Annotated in this window: 12 protein-coding genes and 3 tRNA genes; 6 read left to right on the top strand and 9 right to left on the bottom strand. The window is 64.2% G+C overall.

The window, feature by feature from the left end:
• Positions 1-74: 74 nt before the first annotated feature.
• A complete protein-coding gene (locus AC5WNJ_RS15700) occupies positions 75-512 on the bottom strand; it encodes a universal stress protein (RefSeq protein ID WP_495930155.1) in 438 nt (145 codons plus the stop codon).
• A gap of 569 nt (positions 513-1,081) precedes the next feature.
• Positions 1,082-1,507, bottom strand: a complete 426-nt coding sequence (locus AC5WNJ_RS15695) for a hypothetical protein (protein ID WP_495930154.1) — start codon at positions 1,505-1,507, stop codon at positions 1,082-1,084.
• A gap of 120 nt (positions 1,508-1,627) precedes the next feature.
• Here AC5WNJ_RS15695 and AC5WNJ_RS15690 point away from each other — a divergent pair, with 120 nt between their 5' ends.
• Entirely contained in the window at positions 1,628-2,782 is a 1,155-nt protein-coding gene (locus AC5WNJ_RS15690) for a MalY/PatB family protein (RefSeq protein ID WP_495930153.1), read from the top strand.
• Between the two features lie 596 nt (positions 2,783-3,378).
• On the opposite strand, the gene AC5WNJ_RS15685 is transcribed toward AC5WNJ_RS15690, so the two are convergent.
• From AC5WNJ_RS15685 to AC5WNJ_RS15665, 5 genes are all read right to left on the bottom strand, one after another.
• The gene (locus AC5WNJ_RS15685; protein WP_495930152.1) at positions 3,379-4,344 is read right to left on the bottom strand and encodes a tetratricopeptide repeat protein; all 966 of its coding nucleotides are present in this window, start codon (positions 4,342-4,344) and stop codon (positions 3,379-3,381) included.
• 134 nt (positions 4,345-4,478) lie between these two features.
• A complete protein-coding gene (locus tag AC5WNJ_RS15680; protein ID WP_495930151.1) occupies positions 4,479-4,958 on the bottom strand; it encodes an EVE domain-containing protein in 480 nt (159 codons plus the stop codon).
• A gap of 158 nt (positions 4,959-5,116) precedes the next feature.
• Positions 5,117-5,193: transfer RNA gene (locus AC5WNJ_RS15675), tRNA-Met, on the bottom strand.
• A gap of 43 nt (positions 5,194-5,236) precedes the next feature.
• Positions 5,237-5,313 (bottom strand) — tRNA-Met (locus AC5WNJ_RS15670).
• Positions 5,314-5,366: 53 nt separating this feature from the next.
• A tRNA-Met gene (locus tag AC5WNJ_RS15665) sits at positions 5,367-5,443 on the bottom strand.
• Between the two features lie 369 nt (positions 5,444-5,812).
• Between AC5WNJ_RS15665 and phbB the strand changes: the two genes are divergently transcribed.
• Positions 5,813-6,559 (top strand): acetoacetyl-CoA reductase, encoded by a 747-nt coding sequence (gene phbB / locus AC5WNJ_RS15660; protein WP_495930150.1) that lies wholly within the window; start codon positions 5,813-5,815, stop codon positions 6,557-6,559.
• Between the two features lie 150 nt (positions 6,560-6,709).
• On the opposite strand, the gene AC5WNJ_RS15655 is transcribed toward phbB, so the two are convergent.
• The gene (locus AC5WNJ_RS15655) at positions 6,710-9,562 is read right to left on the bottom strand and encodes a DUF349 domain-containing protein (protein WP_495930149.1); all 2,853 of its coding nucleotides are present in this window, start codon (positions 9,560-9,562) and stop codon (positions 6,710-6,712) included.
• Between the two features lie 526 nt (positions 9,563-10,088).
• Here AC5WNJ_RS15655 and minC point away from each other — a divergent pair.
• The 4 genes from minC to sbcB all read left to right on the top strand — a co-directional run bounded on the left by minC (position 10,089) and on the right by sbcB (position 13,676).
• Positions 10,089-10,847 (top strand): septum site-determining protein MinC, encoded by a 759-nt coding sequence (minC, locus tag AC5WNJ_RS15650; RefSeq protein WP_176678105.1) that lies wholly within the window; start codon positions 10,089-10,091, stop codon positions 10,845-10,847.
• Between the two features lie 112 nt (positions 10,848-10,959).
• Entirely contained in the window at positions 10,960-11,778 is an 819-nt protein-coding gene (minD, locus tag AC5WNJ_RS15645) for a septum site-determining protein MinD (RefSeq protein WP_176678104.1), read from the top strand.
• Complete coding sequence (gene minE, locus AC5WNJ_RS15640; RefSeq protein WP_043336475.1) at positions 11,775-12,035, top strand: cell division topological specificity factor MinE; 261 nt, start codon at positions 11,775-11,777, stop codon at positions 12,033-12,035. The genes minD and minE overlap by 4 nt, the downstream gene beginning before the upstream one ends.
• Before the next feature lie 165 nt (positions 12,036-12,200).
• Positions 12,201-13,676 (top strand): exodeoxyribonuclease I, encoded by a 1,476-nt coding sequence (sbcB, locus tag AC5WNJ_RS15635; RefSeq protein WP_495930148.1) that lies wholly within the window; start codon positions 12,201-12,203, stop codon positions 13,674-13,676.
• 164 nt (positions 13,677-13,840) lie between these two features.
• Here sbcB and AC5WNJ_RS15630 read toward each other — a convergent pair whose 3' ends face one another.
• Positions 13,841-16,825 (bottom strand): insulinase family protein, encoded by a 2,985-nt coding sequence (locus AC5WNJ_RS15630; protein WP_495930147.1) that lies wholly within the window; start codon positions 16,823-16,825, stop codon positions 13,841-13,843.
• Positions 16,826-16,911 lie beyond the last annotated feature (86 nt).

Below are 16,911 nucleotides of genomic sequence, written 5' to 3'. Positions count from 1 at the left end.
TAACCTCGAAAAGCGAATTGTCGTTATTGTCGGGTGCAAATCTCTGCAGGCGGCTGGTGCGGGAGGCGCCTGTCTCAGGGAACGATGGTGACGGGCACCGAGGCCTCTTGAATCAGATGGGCAGTGACGCTGCCGAAGATGCGTGAGCGGACGCTTTCCCCCTTGCGGCCGACGATGATCTGCTCGGCATTCACCTCACGCGCCAGCAGGCTGAGAATCTCGGCGGCATCGCCGTGGCGGACACGCCCCTCGACCTGATAGCCCTCCTTTTCCAGCTCGCTGATGGCGGGCGTCAGTACACGTTCGCGCGCCAGCTTGATCTCGTTCTCGCGGCGGCTGGCACGCTGGGCGTTCTCCTCCGGTGTGTTGAAGCTGTAGGGCGACCATTCGACCACGTAGCAGAGAATGATCCTGGTTTCCGCGCCCACCAGAGAGGCGACGCGTTTGGCATAGGCAATGGCACTGTCGCCGCCCGAGGTTCCATCTAGTCCGACAATCAGGGAGGTGGTCATGGAGCTTCTCCTGAAGCTTGCTGGTCGTCGTGTCGCGCCAGCGGATTCTTGTTGAATTACCGTTTCGTTGCGGTTGAAAGAACTTTACTCCTCGCTCACACAAGAAATCCTATCGGGTATATCGCTTCACAAAACGATGATTAAACGAAATGGCGTCAGTTACGCGTTGACGAGGCTCAGGTTTCCGCAACGCGACTAGTCGGTGGTGACAATATTCGTTGAGAAAACTGCTACCCATGGCTGCCAGCAATGCCGAGAGGGGGACGAGCTGTCCTTTGAGGGCACCATCAGAATCGCCATCAGTGGCAGGGAGGAGCGGGAGTGAAGAGGATGTGACCAGGGAGTGACGCAGGGGCAAGGAGTAGGAGCCGCAAGGATAAGGAGTTGCAAGGAGAGTGCGGGCAGAGATAGAGCTCAGCGGACAGGAACGGGCGGGAGCGGACAAGGATATAGAGCGGGCAAGAGCGGGTCAGCAGGGAGGGAAATACGAGGAGGGGGGAGGAAGGAGGGCCGAGAAAAACGCAGCGCTGCTCACCAACAGCGCTGCGGGCGCTCGACAATCGGCGCGGCTAGATCAGCCGCTGATGCGTCAGGTCTTGCCAGGCGGCTTCGATGGGCCAGGCCAGCGGCTGACGCAGATGTTCCGGCAGCGCCATCAGGGCGGCCGCGGGACTGTCGTGTTCGCGCATGCGCAACCAGCAGTAGGCCCAGGCGCAGGCATCCTCCGGCCCCTGCGGCACCGGGCGTGCCGGCATCTGCATCAACAGGAACAGCGCTGCTTTGGGCGCCCACAGCGGCGCACCGCCTTGGGCGGCCCACTGTTCCAGTGTCTCGCCATCGGGATTGCTGGCGGGTTGGCCAAGACTCGCGACGCGCGCGGTATCAGCCAGCAGCACGGCGAGGCGCTCGCTGTCGCCACGGCCATGGGTCAGCCAGGCGCGCAACAGACCGGGCAGCCCGCGCTGGGCCTGTGGGTAAAAGGTGTCTTCAGACATGCACAAAGCCTTATGCTGTAGTTGGTCCACAGGTATTCTTCTCGCCGCCAGAAGGCGGTGTGAGGCGAGCGCACTGCTCGCGTTGCCTGCCAAATTTGCCCGCCACAGGGAGACTCCATCTTGCCATTCGATTTCATCACCCCGCTCGATCGACGCCAGTACCCTTCCCAGAAGTGGGATCGCTACGCCACGGACGTCATGCCCCTCTGGATTGCCGACATGGACTTCAGCGCCCCGCCCGCCGTGACACGAGCGCTGGCCGAGCGAGTGGCGCATCCGGTCTACGGCTATGCCAAGCCGTCGGAGAGCCTCGATGACAGCCTGTGTGACTGGAGTCGCGAGCATTATGGCTGGGAGGTGCCGCGTGATGCCATCGTCTGGCTGCCGGGCGTGGTGCCGGCCTTGCACCTGGCCAGTCTGGCGTTGACCTCTCCCGGCGCGGGCGTGGTCACGACGACCCCGATCTACCCGCCCTTCCTCAAGGTGGCACAGAAGACCGGGCGAGTGGCGCAGATGGCGCCGCTGGCAGAGCCCGAGACGCAAGGCGGCCCCTGGCGTCTGGACCTGGAGGCCCTGGAAGCGGCCATCACACCCGAGACCGAGCTGCTGCTATGGTGCCACCCGCACAATCCTACCGGCCGCGTCTGGTGCGAGGAAGAGCTCGAGGCGCTGGCGGAGCTGGTCGAGCGTCACGATCTGCTGGTGGTCTCCGATGAGCTGCATGCGGATCTGGTGGTGGATCCGACGGCCCGCCATATCCCGCTGGCCAGCCTGAACGAGCGACTGGCGGCACGCTGCGTGACCCTATGGGCGCCCTCCAAGACCTTCAATACCGCCGGGCTGACGTTCGCCTGCGCGGTGATCACCGATCCCGGGCTGCGTGCACGCTTCACCGGCGCCGCCAATGGCTTGATGCCCGATACCAATGTGCTGGGCATGGCCGCGACCGAGGCGGCGTGGCGCGAGGGTGAGCCGTGGCGTCAGGAGTTGCTGGGCGTGCTGCGTGACAACCTCGATCTGCTGGAAAGCCATGTGGCACGCTGGGACGGCGTCAGCATGTCACGCCCGCAGGCCACCTATCTGGCCTGGTTGGATATGCGCAAGGCAGGGCTCGGGGAGTCTCCGCAGCAGACGCTGCTCGAGGAGTGTGATGTCGCGCTGTCGGATGGCGCAGACTTCGGTTGGCCGGGCTTCGTTCGCCTGAACTACGCCACCACGCGCGTCCAGCTGGAGCAGGCGCTGCAGCAGATGGATGAGCGCCTGCAGAAAGGTTGAGGTTGGCGAAGGGATCGAGGGGGCGAGCGAAGCGGCCAGGAAGGGGAGTCGACAGAGCCGGAGTTGATCTGGGTCAGTCTGCGGCGTTTCGTTGGCAGCTATCGCTCAACGCAAACTTGAATTGAGAATCATTATCGTCAACTCTGAGGGCAGGCCGCTCATCGGGAGGGGCTTGTCATCAGGAGATGCGACGATGAGACATGAGGTGGCAGAGACGCCGCGACAGGGGCGGCCAGCAAGCAGGGATGCAGGCGTGACGGCCTGTCGTGAATGGTGTTGTCAGGGCGGGAGCCTGCGGCTGGCGCGTTCATCGCCGCCATCTTCACGCTGCCGTGCATCCGCGGCGTCATCTGCCACCCCATCTGCGCCAGACGCCGTGAAGTCTGCGGGCCAGGAACTGGAGGTGGACTTTCCGCCCAGTGTGCGCGAATCGCGTGCTCGCCCCTCGCTTCTCAAGGGCTGGAGCCGTCGTTAGCCCTTGAGTCGGCGCGACGGCGGGCCCTCAATGACAAGGCCCCGCTTCCTTGACCGGAAGCGGGGCCTTGTCGTCTGCGTGGCGTGTTCAGCTCATCAGTACGGTCAGCGCACCAGCAGAATCAGTACATCAGGGCGAACAGTTGGCGACGGAAGCGCACCGTCAGCTCATGGGTCGCCCCAAGGGCGTCGAAGACGCGCAGCAGCGTCTTGCGTGCCAGATCATCGCCGTACTGGCGGTCGGTCTTCACCAGGCTGATCAGGGTATCCAGCGCCAGCTCGTAGTGGCCATCCGCCAGATCGCGCATGGCGCGCTGGTAGCGGGCTTCGCTGTCGTCCCGCTCGATCATCGCCTGCACCTCTTCGGGAGACGGTGCCTCGGCGATGAAGTCGATGCGTGCGCGTACGCCTCGCGCCTGGGCACCGTCACGGTCTTCCGGCTTGAGGGAATCCAGCAGCTGACGGGCCTCTTCACCATTGCCTTCGGCGACCAGTACCGAGGCGAGGTGGATGCGGTATTCCGGTGTCTCGGGGGATTCCTGCGCCAGTTGCTGATACAGCGCCTTGGCGGTGACGAGATCGCCGCTTTCCAGCGCAGTGGCCGCCTGCTCCGTGAGGCTGGGTCCTGCGCCGGCCGCCGGCTGGACCTTGTGCTGCTCGAGGAACTGGCGAATCTCGGCTTCCGGGCGTGCGCCGGTGAAATTGCCTGCCAGACCGCCCTGGATGACCAGCTTGACATCCGGCACCGAGCGCACGCCCAGCTGGGCGGCGATGTCCTGCTGCTCCTCGGCGTTCAGCTTGGCCAGGATGAAGCCACCCGCATATTCACGTGCCAGCTTCTCGAGAATCGGTGTCAGGACGAGACAATGCTCGCTCTGCGGCGACCAGCAATCCAGCAGTACCGGCACTTGCTGTGAGGCTTCCAGCACCTGCTGAAGATTGCTCATGTCCACATCGATGATGTAGGTGTTGGCGTCTTCTGCCTGGCGCGGCGCACTGGCGGCACCGCCGCCGACCACCCCTTGTGGCTGGGCGGCGGTGGTGTCATTGCCGGTCAGTGGCTGGCCGGTATTGGGATCGATGATCATGGTGCATGCCCCGAAATTCTGTCTGCGATTCAAGGCTCGCGCGCGAGCCGGTTGGCCTGATGATGCGGCCCGTCGCAGTGGAGTTCAAGGCGCTGCCGGTCACTTCCTCGCGGGAGCGCCCCGGGCGCGTCGGTTCACGGCAGCAGGGTGTCGTCGGCCAGGCTGGCGATGCAGGCGGCTTCGCTCTCGCTGAGCGGCATCACGGACAGGCGTGCGCGGCGCACCAGGTGGCTGTCCGCCAGCTCGGGCCGGGCCTTCAGGCGCGCGATGGGCAGGGAGGTGCGCAGCGGGCGAAGGTAGCTCAGGCGCGGGGCGACCCAGCGCGGAGGCTTGCCGGCATCGATATCTGCCACCTGACGTGGGTCGAAGCCCTTGTGCTCGGGGTCACTGGCCGTCGGGTCGGGCAGGGCGAGTTCGCTGACGACGGCCAGGCCGACCACCGCAGGTATCTTGCAGCTGGAGTGCTGGATGAGCACGACATCACCGAGCTGCATCTCACGCAGGAAGTTACGCGCCTGATAGTTGCGCACGCCATCCCAGAGCGCCGGTGATTCGCGGCGCAGGTCATTCAGCGAGAAGGCATCGGGTTCGGTCTTGACCAGCCAGTGGCGCATGCAGGCACTTCCTTGGGGCTGACGCGATGAGTGTGAAAATGATGGGCGTTGAGAAAGGGGCAAGCGAGGTCCGGGCGCTGGCCTCAGCGATATCCTCGCACAGGAATGTCACGCATACGAAAAAGGCCTGATGCATGGCATCAGGCCTTTCGAATTCTTGGTAGCGGGGACCGGATTTGAACCGATGACCTTCGGGTTATGAGCCCGACGAGCTACCAGACTGCTCCACCCCGCAACACTGGGTACTGCCTTTGCTCCAACTCTGACGCATCAGAGGTTGGTAGCGGGAACCGGATTTGAACCGATGACCTTCGGGTTATGAGCCCGACGAGCTACCAGACTGCTCCATCCCGCAACATCACGTTGGTGTCTGACCGGGAATTACCTTGATAGGCAACGACTTGTCAGTGGTAGCGGGGACCGGATTTGAACCGATGACCTTCGGGTTATGAGCCCGACGAGCTACCAGACTGCTCCACCCCGCATCAACGTGGGGCGTAGTATAAGGATATACAGTGCTGCGTCAACCGTTATCCCGTAATTGACGCAAACATCTCGTGTCCGGTGAGTCGTCACCAACCCATCTACGCATCTCGAGCGATTATCGACATCTTGTGTGAGAGATCTGCTACATACATTCCCTCTGCATCCTGTCCATACTGAGGAGGACGCGTCTCGCACAGGCGGATGGCAGGCGTCACAGAGTGCACGATTGTCATCAGGCTGTTAGAGATACGGGTCATTGTTGTCGTTGCAGGCATTCTCGTTTTCTCAGGGCGGGGTGTCCGCAGATTCGCCAAGCTGTGCCCAAGCCAAGGACACAGGACGTTCCAGGATTAGGGAGACGCAATAAGATGACACAGACAGCACCCGTCGCATGGGTTACCGGTGGTACCGGTGGCATTGGTTCCGCTATCTGCCGCGAGCTGGCGAACCAGGGGTATCAGGTAATTGCGGGTTACAGGAACAAGGAAAAGGCAGAGGGGTGGCTGTCGGAACAGTGTGCTGCCGGGTTCGAGAACATCGCACTGTCCGGTATCGAGCTGGACAACTTCGAAGCCTGTCAGGCAGGCGTCAACGAAATCCGTGAGCGCTTCGGCCCGATCGCGGTACTGGTCAACTGCGCCGGTATCACGCGTGATACCTCCATGCGCAAGATGAGCTATGAGCAGTGGCGCGAAGTCATCAACTGCAACCTCGACAGCGTCTTCAACACCTGCCGTGCCGTCATCAATGACATGCTGGAGCACAAGTACGGCCGCATCGTGAACATCTCCTCCATCAATGGCCGCAAGGGGCAGTTCGGGCAGGTCAACTACTCGGCTGCCAAGGCGGGCATGCATGGCCTGACCATGGCCCTGGCGCAGGAAACCGCGACCAAGGGCATCACCGTCAACACCCTGTCGCCGGGCTATATCGCCACCGACATGATCATGAAGATCCCCGAAGAGATCCGTGAATCGATCCGCGAGACCATCCCGGTCAAGCGCTACGGCCAGCCGGATGAGATCGCACGCGCGGTCGCCTTCCTGGCCGACGAGAAATCCGGCTTCATCACCGGTGCCAACCTGGACATCAATGGCGGCCAGTTCATGGGCTGATGCTCTGCGCTGGAGTGAGCCAGTGCAGGGTTGGCACCCGGCCCCTCTGGCAAGAGAATGAAAAAGCCCCCGTCTCTCTCGAGGCGGGGGCTTTTCGTTGCCATGACTTCAGTCTTGCGAGCGCGTCGTCACCAGCTCAAGAGCACTGACTCAGTGATTGAACAGCGCATCGAAGCGCGGCAGTTCGGTCTGCCAGGCGTCCCAGTCCAGCGGACCGTTGGCGAGCAGCGCATCCAGCACCTCATCCAGCTCTTCTTCACGCTCCATGCGCTCACCCAGCTGCTGGTTGATGCGCGCGACCTGCACGGTCAGGCGGCGTGACTCATCTTCGCTGCCCAGCGGGGCCTCGAAAAGAATGGCCAGGTGGACACGCAGCTCGGCCAGGCGCTCGTTGGCGGCGCTGCAGTTGCTCGGCAGGGCCTGACGCATCTGGTTGCGCGCCGCATTGGCCTGACGGCTGTTGTCGTCGAAGGCCGAGGTGCTCGGCAGCGCGACATCCTGCACGTCGCCGTTGCGCGCGCTGGCATCCGCCACGGCGTGCTGTTCGAGCAGGTCACGCCATTGCTGCCATTCCTCGCGCAATTGCAGGGCGTGCAGTTCGTCCAGACGCTGCTCGCGACGCTTGAGAATGCCGGTCCAGCGACGACGCATGCCGTCACCCCGCTTGCCACGCGGCAGCGGGCCGAGGGTGTCGGCTTCCTTCAAGGCGTCATCGAGCAGGGCGGCGTCTTCCAGCGTCTCCGGCTCCCAGCTGTCGAGGCGCTCGATCAACGCCTGCCACTGATCCAGGCGTGCCTGCTCGCGGCTGTCGCGGTCTTCGCGGTCCTGATCGCGCGCGGCGAAGATGCGGTCGCACGCCGCGCGGAAGGCGGCCCATAGGCGTTGTTCTTCGCCCTTGGGCGCGCGGCCCATCTCGCGCCAGCGACTCTGCAGGGCCTTGGCCTGTTCGGCGCGGGCGCGTGCCGGCGAGTCCTCATTGGCCAGCGCCTCGACGGCGTCGACCAGTGCCTGCTTGGCGGCGGCGATCTGACCCGCGCGGCTGTCGATCAGCGCCTGCAGTGCCGTCAGCGCCTCACCGAAGCGGTGCGACAGCTGGCGACCGGGGCCTGCAGGTACCGGCGTGTGGCGACGCCATTCCTCACGGGCGCGATCGCGAATCTGGCGCAGGGAGTCGGGGTCGGCATCATCCATGGCGTGACCGTTGAGCGATTCAAGCTGCTCGCAGAGCGCTTGGCGCATGGCCAGATTGTGTTCACGCAGCTGCTTGCGCGATTCGCGGTAATCCCGCAGACGCAGCTTGATGGCGTCAGAGGCGGTGCGGAACGCCTGGCTGGCATCGCGGCTGGCGGCTGCATCACCTAGCTCGCGCCATTGCTGAATCAGCTGCTGGTGCTGGCGGTCGCGCTGCTCATCGCTGATGTCATCACGCTCGCTCAGGGTGGTGATGGCCTCGAGCAGCTGCTCGCGTTTGGGCGCCGCGACGAAGTTCTGCCAGTCACGGAGTTCCGCGACACGCGCGCCCAGCTGGCGCAGGCGAGTCTGGCGGGCATTGTCGAGCTGGCCTTCGGTACGATCGCGCAGTGAGCGATGCAGACGACTGGCTGGCTTGAGCTTGCCGGCATCGAGATCCGCTTCCAGGCGTGCCAGTTCGGCGTCCAGTGCGTCCAGGTCCAGGCTCGCCTTGCGCGCAGTGCCGTCGCCCTCGCGGGAGGCGTCAGCTGACTCTGTGTCTTGTGCAGGGCTTTCATCGACCGCGTCCTGCTCTTGCGCTGCCTCCGTCGGCTCTTCCGGCTGTGCCGCGCTGATCGCCTGACGCACCGCGCTCAGGCTGGCGGTCTGCGGCAGACCCGCAGGCCAGGCCACCTCGCTTTCCAGACGACGCAGCTGGTCGATGTCATTGTCGATCAGCGCGGCATCCAGCTCGCCCTGGCACAGCTGATGGCGATGCCAGGCATCGAGGGCATCCTGCAGCTGCTGTTGCAGGCGCTGCTGACGTTCGAGCAGTTCGGACGGGGCCGAGAACTGGTCGGTCAGCTCGCGCCAGCGCTCTCCCTGCAGTCGGCGTTGGGCCTGCAGGCTGGCGAAGTCGTGATCATTGACGCAGTCGCGGCTGTAGAGGTCTTCCCGCGCCTGATCCACGGCGCTGAGAATCTCTTCCAGGTGCGTATTGAGGTTGGCGCTCAGACGCTCATGGGCGCGAATGGCTTCCTCGCGGGCCTCATGGTCGCTGATGACCTTGTGCGCCTGCTGGCGTGCCTCTTCGAAGCGCTGCTGGATGTCGTAGTCCGCGGCCGGCAGACGCTCCCACTCGCGCAGCAGCGAGCGGTAACGCGAGGGCACGCTGTCTTCCCATGCCTGACGCGGCAGCTTTTCCATCTGGCGCAGCAGGTTGTCGCGGCTGGCGGCCAGCGCATCGGCCTGCTGGGCATCGGCACGACGCTGAGCGAGGATGTCGCGCGCCTGACGCTGCACGTGACGATCACGCTTGGCATCACGCACCAGACGCTCGAGACCGGCCTGGCTGGTGATGCGGGCGGCAGCGGCATGACGCACGGCAGCGATGGTGTTGTGGCAGGCCTGGTGGATCAGCGCCTCTTCATCTTCCAGTCGGCTCAGTGCGGTCAGACGCAGTTGCTGGTTGTCGCCGCGAGCTGCCACGGCGGAGAGCAGTTCGCTATCGTCCAGGCGCTCGACCAGCTGTTCACGGCTCAACAGAGAGGGCGCATCCTGGCCGCCGCTCAACAGTTCGATCAGGCGCTCGCGTACCAGGCCATCGGCGCGGTCGAGCAGCGGCAGCAGACGCTCGGGAGATTGCATGCGCGTCAGGGCGGCATGGCGCACCTCCAAGGCGTCATCTTCGAGGATCAGGGTCTCCAGGATATTGCGCTGGTCTGGAATCTCCGGATCAAGCTGGTCAGTGGCAGCGGAGCGAATGGCAGGGTTGGCGTGTTGCCAGCGAGGAGTGAACAGGCGGCCAGTGAGGCGGGAGAGCAGTCCGGTCATGAGAGAGCGGTTATCCAGGCAAAAAATAGAGGGGCGCAACAATTGGCCGCACACTCGGCGGGTGCAATCGGGTGGGCACGGCGGAGTGGGCGGAGTGACGGCGCATGAATTTCGTCACCCCGCTATCTTACCAGTCACAGCCCCCCGTTGTGTGGTATCGCATGTCGATCGATGTGTCTTATTGCACGCGCGCGGCGGCGTGCAGGGCAACCGGCGGCGGGTGACAGGTCGGCAAGGGAGGTACGTCGTAGGCTCGCGACACCTGACAGTGCCTGCTGCTGGCCGTATCATCAGTTGCAGCACTGTGTCCGCTCACATAGTTTTGTACGTTACCGCTATGCCATTCAGTGTCTGTCATTCATGCTCGGCGCCTCTCAAGCAGTCGCTGTGCCGTGTGCGACGGCGAGCTATGTTATTCAGGTGGCCTTTCCCATCGAGGGTCGCCTTGAGGATGCCGTGAACAGCACGTGCATCATCGAGAGTGTCGGAGGGCTTCGACACTCCTTTACGCAACCGGAGTCAGGTCATGAGTCTCAGTACGGACAGGGCCCCTCAGGCCTTCACCTTCAAGGGCGGCATGCTGCCGATGACGGTCATGGAGCTGGTCAGCGGTGATCCGGAGCAGATCCGTGCTCAGCTGGCCAGCAAGCTCAGCCAGTCGCCGGCCTTCTTTCAACATACGCCGGTGGTGCTGAGCGTCGAGAAGCTCGACGAGCCGCATCTGGCGCTGGAGCGCATCTGTGCCGTCTGCCGTGGCCACAAGCTGTTGCCGGTCGCGGTGCGTGGTGGTGGAGACCCGGTGCGTCAGTCCGCCTGGGCACTGGGACTGGGGTGGTTCCCGCCGCAGGAGAATCGCGGGCGCTCCCTCGAGTCCGTGCCGCCGGTGGCCGCTGAGCCGGTCGCCGAACCTGCCGAGACGGTCACGGACAGCGCGGCCGAGAAAGCGGAGCCGGCCCACGCCAGCAAGGTGTATCGGGGGACGGTGCGTTCGGGCCAGCAGGTCAGCGCACCGGAGGGCGATCTGGTCATCATCGGCGCGGTGAATGCCGGCGCCGAGATCCTGGCCGCCGGCAGTGTGCATATCTATGGCGCTCTGCGTGGCCGCGCGCTGGCGGGTATCCATGGCGATCGCAACGCCAGCATCTACTGCAGGGAACTGCACGCCGAGTTGCTCTCGGTGGCCGGAACCTACAAGCGACTCGATGACATCGACAATCGCCTGCTGGGTGCCAATGTCGAAGTCGTGCTTGAACATGACCAACTCTGTATCGCACGACTCGGCTGATCCCAGCACTGTGTTCAGAACGATATCCAATACTTAGATATCCAATACTTAGATATCCAATACTTACCGGTGATCCTCGCTCGGCGAGGGACTCTCAGCAAGGAAGACAGCTTTGGCCAAGATTATCGTAGTGACGTCAGGCAAGGGCGGCGTCGGCAAGACGACCAGCGCCGCCGCCATTGCCACCGGACTGGCTTTGCGCGGCAACAAGACCGTAGTGATCGATTTCGATGTGGGCCTGCGTAACCTGGACCTGATCATGGGCTGCGAGCGCCGTGTGGTCTACGACCTGGTCAACGTCATCCAGGGCGAAGCCAATCTCAAGCAGGCCCTGATCCGCGACAAGCGCATCGACAACCTGCACATCCTTCCGGCCTCCCAGACCCGTGACAAGGACGCGCTGACGCTGGAAGGCGTCGAGAAGGTGCTCGACGCGCTGCGCGAGGAGTTCGATTACGTCATCTGTGACTCGCCGGCCGGTATCGAGCGCGGTGCCCAGCTGGCGATGTACTTCGCTGACGAGGCCGTGGTGGTGACCAACCCGGAAGTCAGCTCGGTACGTGACTCCGACCGCATCATCGGCCTGCTGTCCTCCAAGACACGTCGTGCCGAGAATGGCGACTCCCCGGTGCGTGAACACCTGCTGATCACCCGTTACCATCCGGCGCGCGTCACCGGCGGAGACATGCTCAACCTGACCGATATCCAGGAAATCCTGTCGATCCCGCTGATCGGCCTGATTCCGGAATCCGACGCCGTGCTGCGCGCGTCCAACCAGGGTGTGCCGGTCACGCATGACCAGAAGAGCGATGCCGGCCAGGCGTACGTGGATTGCGTGTCCCGCCTGTTGGGCGAGGAAGTGCAGCTGCGTTTCCATGAAGTCGAGAAGCGCGGCCTGCTGGCCAGAATGTTTGGAGGGGGGCGCAAGTGAAATTACTGGATTTTCTGAAGCGAGAGCGCAAGAAGACCGCCAATGTCGCCAAGGAGCGGCTGCAGATCATCGTCGCGCACCAGCGTAGCCAGCGTGACCAGCCGGATTACATGCCGATGCTGGAGCGTGAGCTGCTCGAGGTGATTCGCAAGTATGTGCAGGTCGACCAGGATGCCATCAACATCTCGCTGGACCGCGAAGACGACTGCTCGGTGCTGGAACTCAACGTCACTCTGCCGCGCCCCGGCGAGGCCTGAGTTCGCGGGGCGTCGGGTGCTTGTCACCTGAGGCGTTGCCGAGCGGGCATCCCCTGCGACGTCCCGAGCCAGCCCATGCCAATGCCTGCCAGAGCACCGTGCCAGCCTTGCTGGAGACGGTGCTCTGGCACGTTCATTTTTCGACCGCCCGCGTGGAGACATCCTGTGGCAGAGCCCACCTTCCTGTGGCACGACTACGAGACCTTCGGCGCCGACCCGCGCCGTGACCGTCCTTCGCAGTTCGCGGCCATCCGTACCGATGCTGACTTCAACGAGATCGGCGAGCCGCTGACCCTCTATTGCAAGCCGGCCGATGACTTCCTGCCCCAGCCGATGGCGTGTCTGATCACCGGCATCACCCCGCAGCAGGCCGAGCGTCGCGGCATTCCCGAGGCCGAGTTCGCCGGGCGCATCAATGATGAGATGAGCGTGCCGGGGACCTGCACGCTGGGCTACAACAGCCTGCGCTTCGATGATGAAGTCAGCCGTCATCTGTTCTACCGCAACTTCCTCGATCCCTACGGGCGTGAGTGGCAGAACGGCAATTCGCGCTGGGACCTGATCGATGTCGTGCGCGCCTTCCATGCCCTGCGCCCGGAAGGCATCGAATGGCCCAAGCGTGAAGATGGTGCGCCCAGCTTCCGTCTGGAGCATCTGACGGCGGCCAATGGCATCGAGCACGCCGGCGCGCATGACGCGCTGGTGGACGTGCGCGCCACTATCGCGCTGGCATGCCTGCTCAAGTCGCGCAATGCGCGGCTGTTCGATTATCTGCTCAAGCTGCGCAACAAGCGCCATGTCGCCAGCCTGCTGGATATTGGCGCACGCAAGCCGATGCTGCACATCTCGCGTCGCTATCCGGCCTCGCGGGCCTGCGGCGCGCTGGTGGTGCCGCTGGCGGAGCATCCTTCGAATGCCAATGGCGTGATCGTCTATGACCTCTCGGTCGACCCGGCACCGTTGATGGAACTGTCACCGGAAGAGATACGTGCCCGTGTCTTCGCCAGTGCCGATGACCTCGCGGAAGGCGAGGAGCGGATTCCGCTCAAGGTCATCCATCTCAACAAGAGTCCGGTGCTGCTGCCGGCCAATGCGCTCAAGGATGTGTCCGGGCCGCATGAGGGCGAGTACGGCGAGATCGCGGCGCGCTTCAAGATCGACCCCGCCCAGTGTCGCGTGCACTGGAAGTGGCTGAAGGACAACGCCGGTGTCGGCGTGAAGGTGGCGCAGGTATTTGCCGAGGCGCCGCCGGCCGGGCCGGCTGATCCGGACTTGATGCTCTACTCCGGCGGCTTCTTCTCGCCCGCGGACCGCAAGGAGATGGAGCGGGTACGCGCCACCCATCCCGAGGCGCTGGATGATACGCCGTTCGCCTTCCAGGATGGCCGCCTCGAGGAGATGCTGTTCCGCTATCGTGCGCGCAGCTACGGCTACACGCTCAACTCCGCCGAGCGCGAACGCTGGGAGCAGTGGCGCTGGGAGCGCATGAACGATGAGCAGGTCGCGAGCCTGACCGTGAAGGGCTTCGTCAGCGAGATCCAGCGGCTGGCCCAGAGCGAGCAGGACCCGGAGCGCGTGCAGATTCTCGAAGAGCTGGCGATGTACGTGGAAGGCATCATGCCGCCGCAGGCCTTCGGCTGATGACGGGCTAGCCGGCCCGCTGTGCTTGCCGGCAAGGCATGAAGGAACAAGACCCCGACGCGGTGATTGAACTGCACCTCGTCGGGGTCTTGTCGTTTCAGGCGTCCGGCCGGTGAGGGTCAGTGCCTTGTTTGCCCGTCAAGCCGCTGGCGGGCCGGCGAGACTCAATGCTGGGCATTGCCGCTGGCCTCGGCTGAGGGGGCCGCCAGGGTCGCGCCTGTCTCGGTGCGCGGCGCCTCGGGCAGCGGCGGCAGGTCCAGTTCCGTGAGACGCTGGTCGAAGTCGCTGGGCGTGCCGGGGTCGAAGGCCAGTTCCAGCGCGCTGGCGTCATTCATCTGCTGCCAGATGGCGCGGATATCCTGCGCGCTGACCTGCTCGACGGCCGCAACCAGTTGCTGACGGCGGTCAAAGTCCGTCCAGCCGAAGCTCAGCTCGCTCCAGTTGCGCGCTGCCAGCTCGGATAGCTTGCGGGGCTTCTGGGTCAGGCTGTCGACGACGGCGTCACGGTAGCTGGCAAGCGCGGCCTCATCCAGTGACTGCACGCGGCTGTCGAAGCGGGTGAGGAAGGCATCCATGCGCGAAAACAGCGTCTTGCTGTCCTTGGACGGCGACTGCACCAGCAGACTCAGCCCCGGCGCATCGAGCATGGGCGAATAGCGCGCGGAGACGATATAGCCGAGTTGCTCCTCGGTGCGCAGCTGGCTGTAGAAGGGCGCTTCAAGCAGCTGACCCAGCACCGCGATGCGGGCCTGGGTCTGCAGCGTACGGTCCTTGCCCTGCAGGTAGCGCAAGGCGCCGGCATCGCCGCGTGTGCTGTCCGGACGCAGTACCGTGTGGTGGGTGACCTGACGCACTTCCAGGTCTGGCACCGCCTCGCGAGTGATGCGCGGCGCAAGCCCGTTGATCACCAGCTGGCCGGTCTCGCGGGCCTGGTCGGCGGTCAGGTTGCCGGTCACCATCGCCTGCACGTGCAGCTTGGCAAGAAAGCGCTTGCGGAAGCTGTCCAATGATTCGGCGTCGATCTTGTCCAGGGCCGCCAGCTGTTGCTCGGCGGTGCTCGGCAGGCCGACCAGCGTTTCGCTGAGGCTGCGGCCCAGGCGCGTGTAGAGCGGTGCCTGAACGCGATTCTGCAGGCTGCGACGCAGGCGTTGAGTGATGCGCTCCAGGGTGGCGGGGGCCATCTCGCCATTCACCAGCTGGTCGAGCACTTCGCGCATTTCCGGCTGCTGACCATCACGCCAGCCACTGAACTGCAGCGTGATGCCACGCCCATGGGCATAGACCAGCGCATCCTGCCCGGCCAGACGTGCCGGATACAGACGCGCGTTGAGGCTGTCATTCAGCCACGCCGCCAGCACCTGACTCATGGCCTGGTCATCCACCGAGCGATTGACGTCGGGATTGAGCAGACCGAAGCGCCATTCGGCCTTCGGCACGCCGAAGCTTGCGTCGCCCTGATACCAGAGCTCGGCACCGGGCTCATCGATCAACTGGCTCGGCTTGGCGTCGGCCAGGTCGAGTACGCGGAAATCCTTGGCCAGATAGGGATTTGGCCCGGGCAGCGCCAGCTGACTGGCCAGGGTGTCGTCGCCGGCTGTCTGAGCAGCGGTATCCGCCGTCAGGCGCGTCAGGGTGTAGGGCGCCTTGAACCACTCGCCCTGTTTGTCACCCTCCACCTGCGGGCCGGAGTAGACCTCCAGCAGGTTGTCGGGTGTCAGGCGAGCGAGGGTGTCCTTGATCAGGTCCGGGTCGAAGTCCTGCATCAGGTAGGGCGCCGCCAGCACGTCCTCGACCGGGTAGCGCGTCATCATCATCGCCAGATTGCTGGCCAGATTGACCGGCGAGCTGCGCTGTTGGAAGCGGAAGCTCTGCTCACCCAGCTGTGCCTGTTCGGTATAGCGCCAGTCGTTGATGCCCTCAGCGCGGATCAGGGCCAGATAGTCGAACAGCGCGGCGCGGATTTCCGCCTGATGCTGCGCGCCTTCCGGGGTCAGGCTGATGTCGACGCTGAGCAGGGCATGCTCGCCATCACTGAGGCCACCGCCGGCCGAGAGGCCATCTGCCCAGCCCTTGTCCTTGAGCACTGCCAGTAGACTGCCTTCGCCTTCGTGACCGATCAGGTTGGCCAGGTAGCTGACCGGCTGTGAGCGGTAGTGGGCGATCGGGTCGTCGATGGGGAACATGAACGACAGCTTGCGCTCCTGCTTGAGTGCCCTGACCTCAAGGCGTGCCGGCAGATCGTCACCGCTGGCCAGGGGCGTGGTGATCTCGGGACGCGACAACCCACGATCTGGCACATCACTGAAGTTGTCACGGGCCAGTTGCTCGAGCGTTTCCAGCGACTGCGGCCCGACCAGTGACAGGCGCATCACGTTGGCGCCGTAGTGAGACTGATAGAAATCGACCAGACGCTGGCGCAGGCTACCGGCCTCGGTGTCCTTGAGGGTCTCGAGACTGCCGACGCTGAAGCGGTTGAAGGGGTGTTCCGGATTGAGGGCCGCTTCGACAGCCTCGTAGATGCGCCGGCCATCGTCCTGCAGGCGCGCCTGATACTCGGAATTGACCGCATGGCGCTCGCGATCCACGTAGTCGGCGTTGAACTGTGGTGCGACGAAGAAGCGCGCAAAGCGCGGCAGCGCTTCATCGAAGGCGTCCGGGTCGATGTCGAAGAAGTAGTTGGTGTCCTGGCTGGCGGTGAAGGCGTTGTGCTGGCCGCCATGCTTGGTGATGAAGTCCTGGTAGGCGTCCGGCTTCGGGTAGCGATCGGTGCCGAGGAACAGCATGTGCTCCAGGAAATGCGCCAGCCCCGGAACATCGTCGGGGTCCTGGGCGCTGCCGACTTCGACATCGACGGCGGCGGCGGCCTTGTCGGCCTTGGCATCACTGACCAGCAGGACCTTGAGGCCGTTGTCGAGGATCAGGCTGCGATAGAGTCGCTGGTCGTTCTCGCTCTTGATGACCGGACTGGCCTGCTCGGCCCTGACAGACGCCGTGCTTGAGGCGAAGTTGGCGGCCGGCGCGAGTGACGATGCGGGCGCAGAAGCCGGGCGGGTATCGGCATGGCTGGTGGCCGGTGCCAGACCACCCATGACGATGGCGGCAATGGCCGTGCTCATTGCAAGCGGACGAAATCCTGAAGGCAGTGACATCTTCTCTCCTGATTCATGCCACCGCTGCTCGGGCAGGTGGCGCTGATTCGGTGATGGTTCTCATTGGGCGAACATGCGCGCGAGGC

This window comes from Cobetia sp. PDI-23MA (assembly GCF_059507735.1).
The sequence above is the reverse complement of the archived record's forward strand: the minus strand, read 5'-3'. Positions and strand labels throughout refer to the sequence as shown.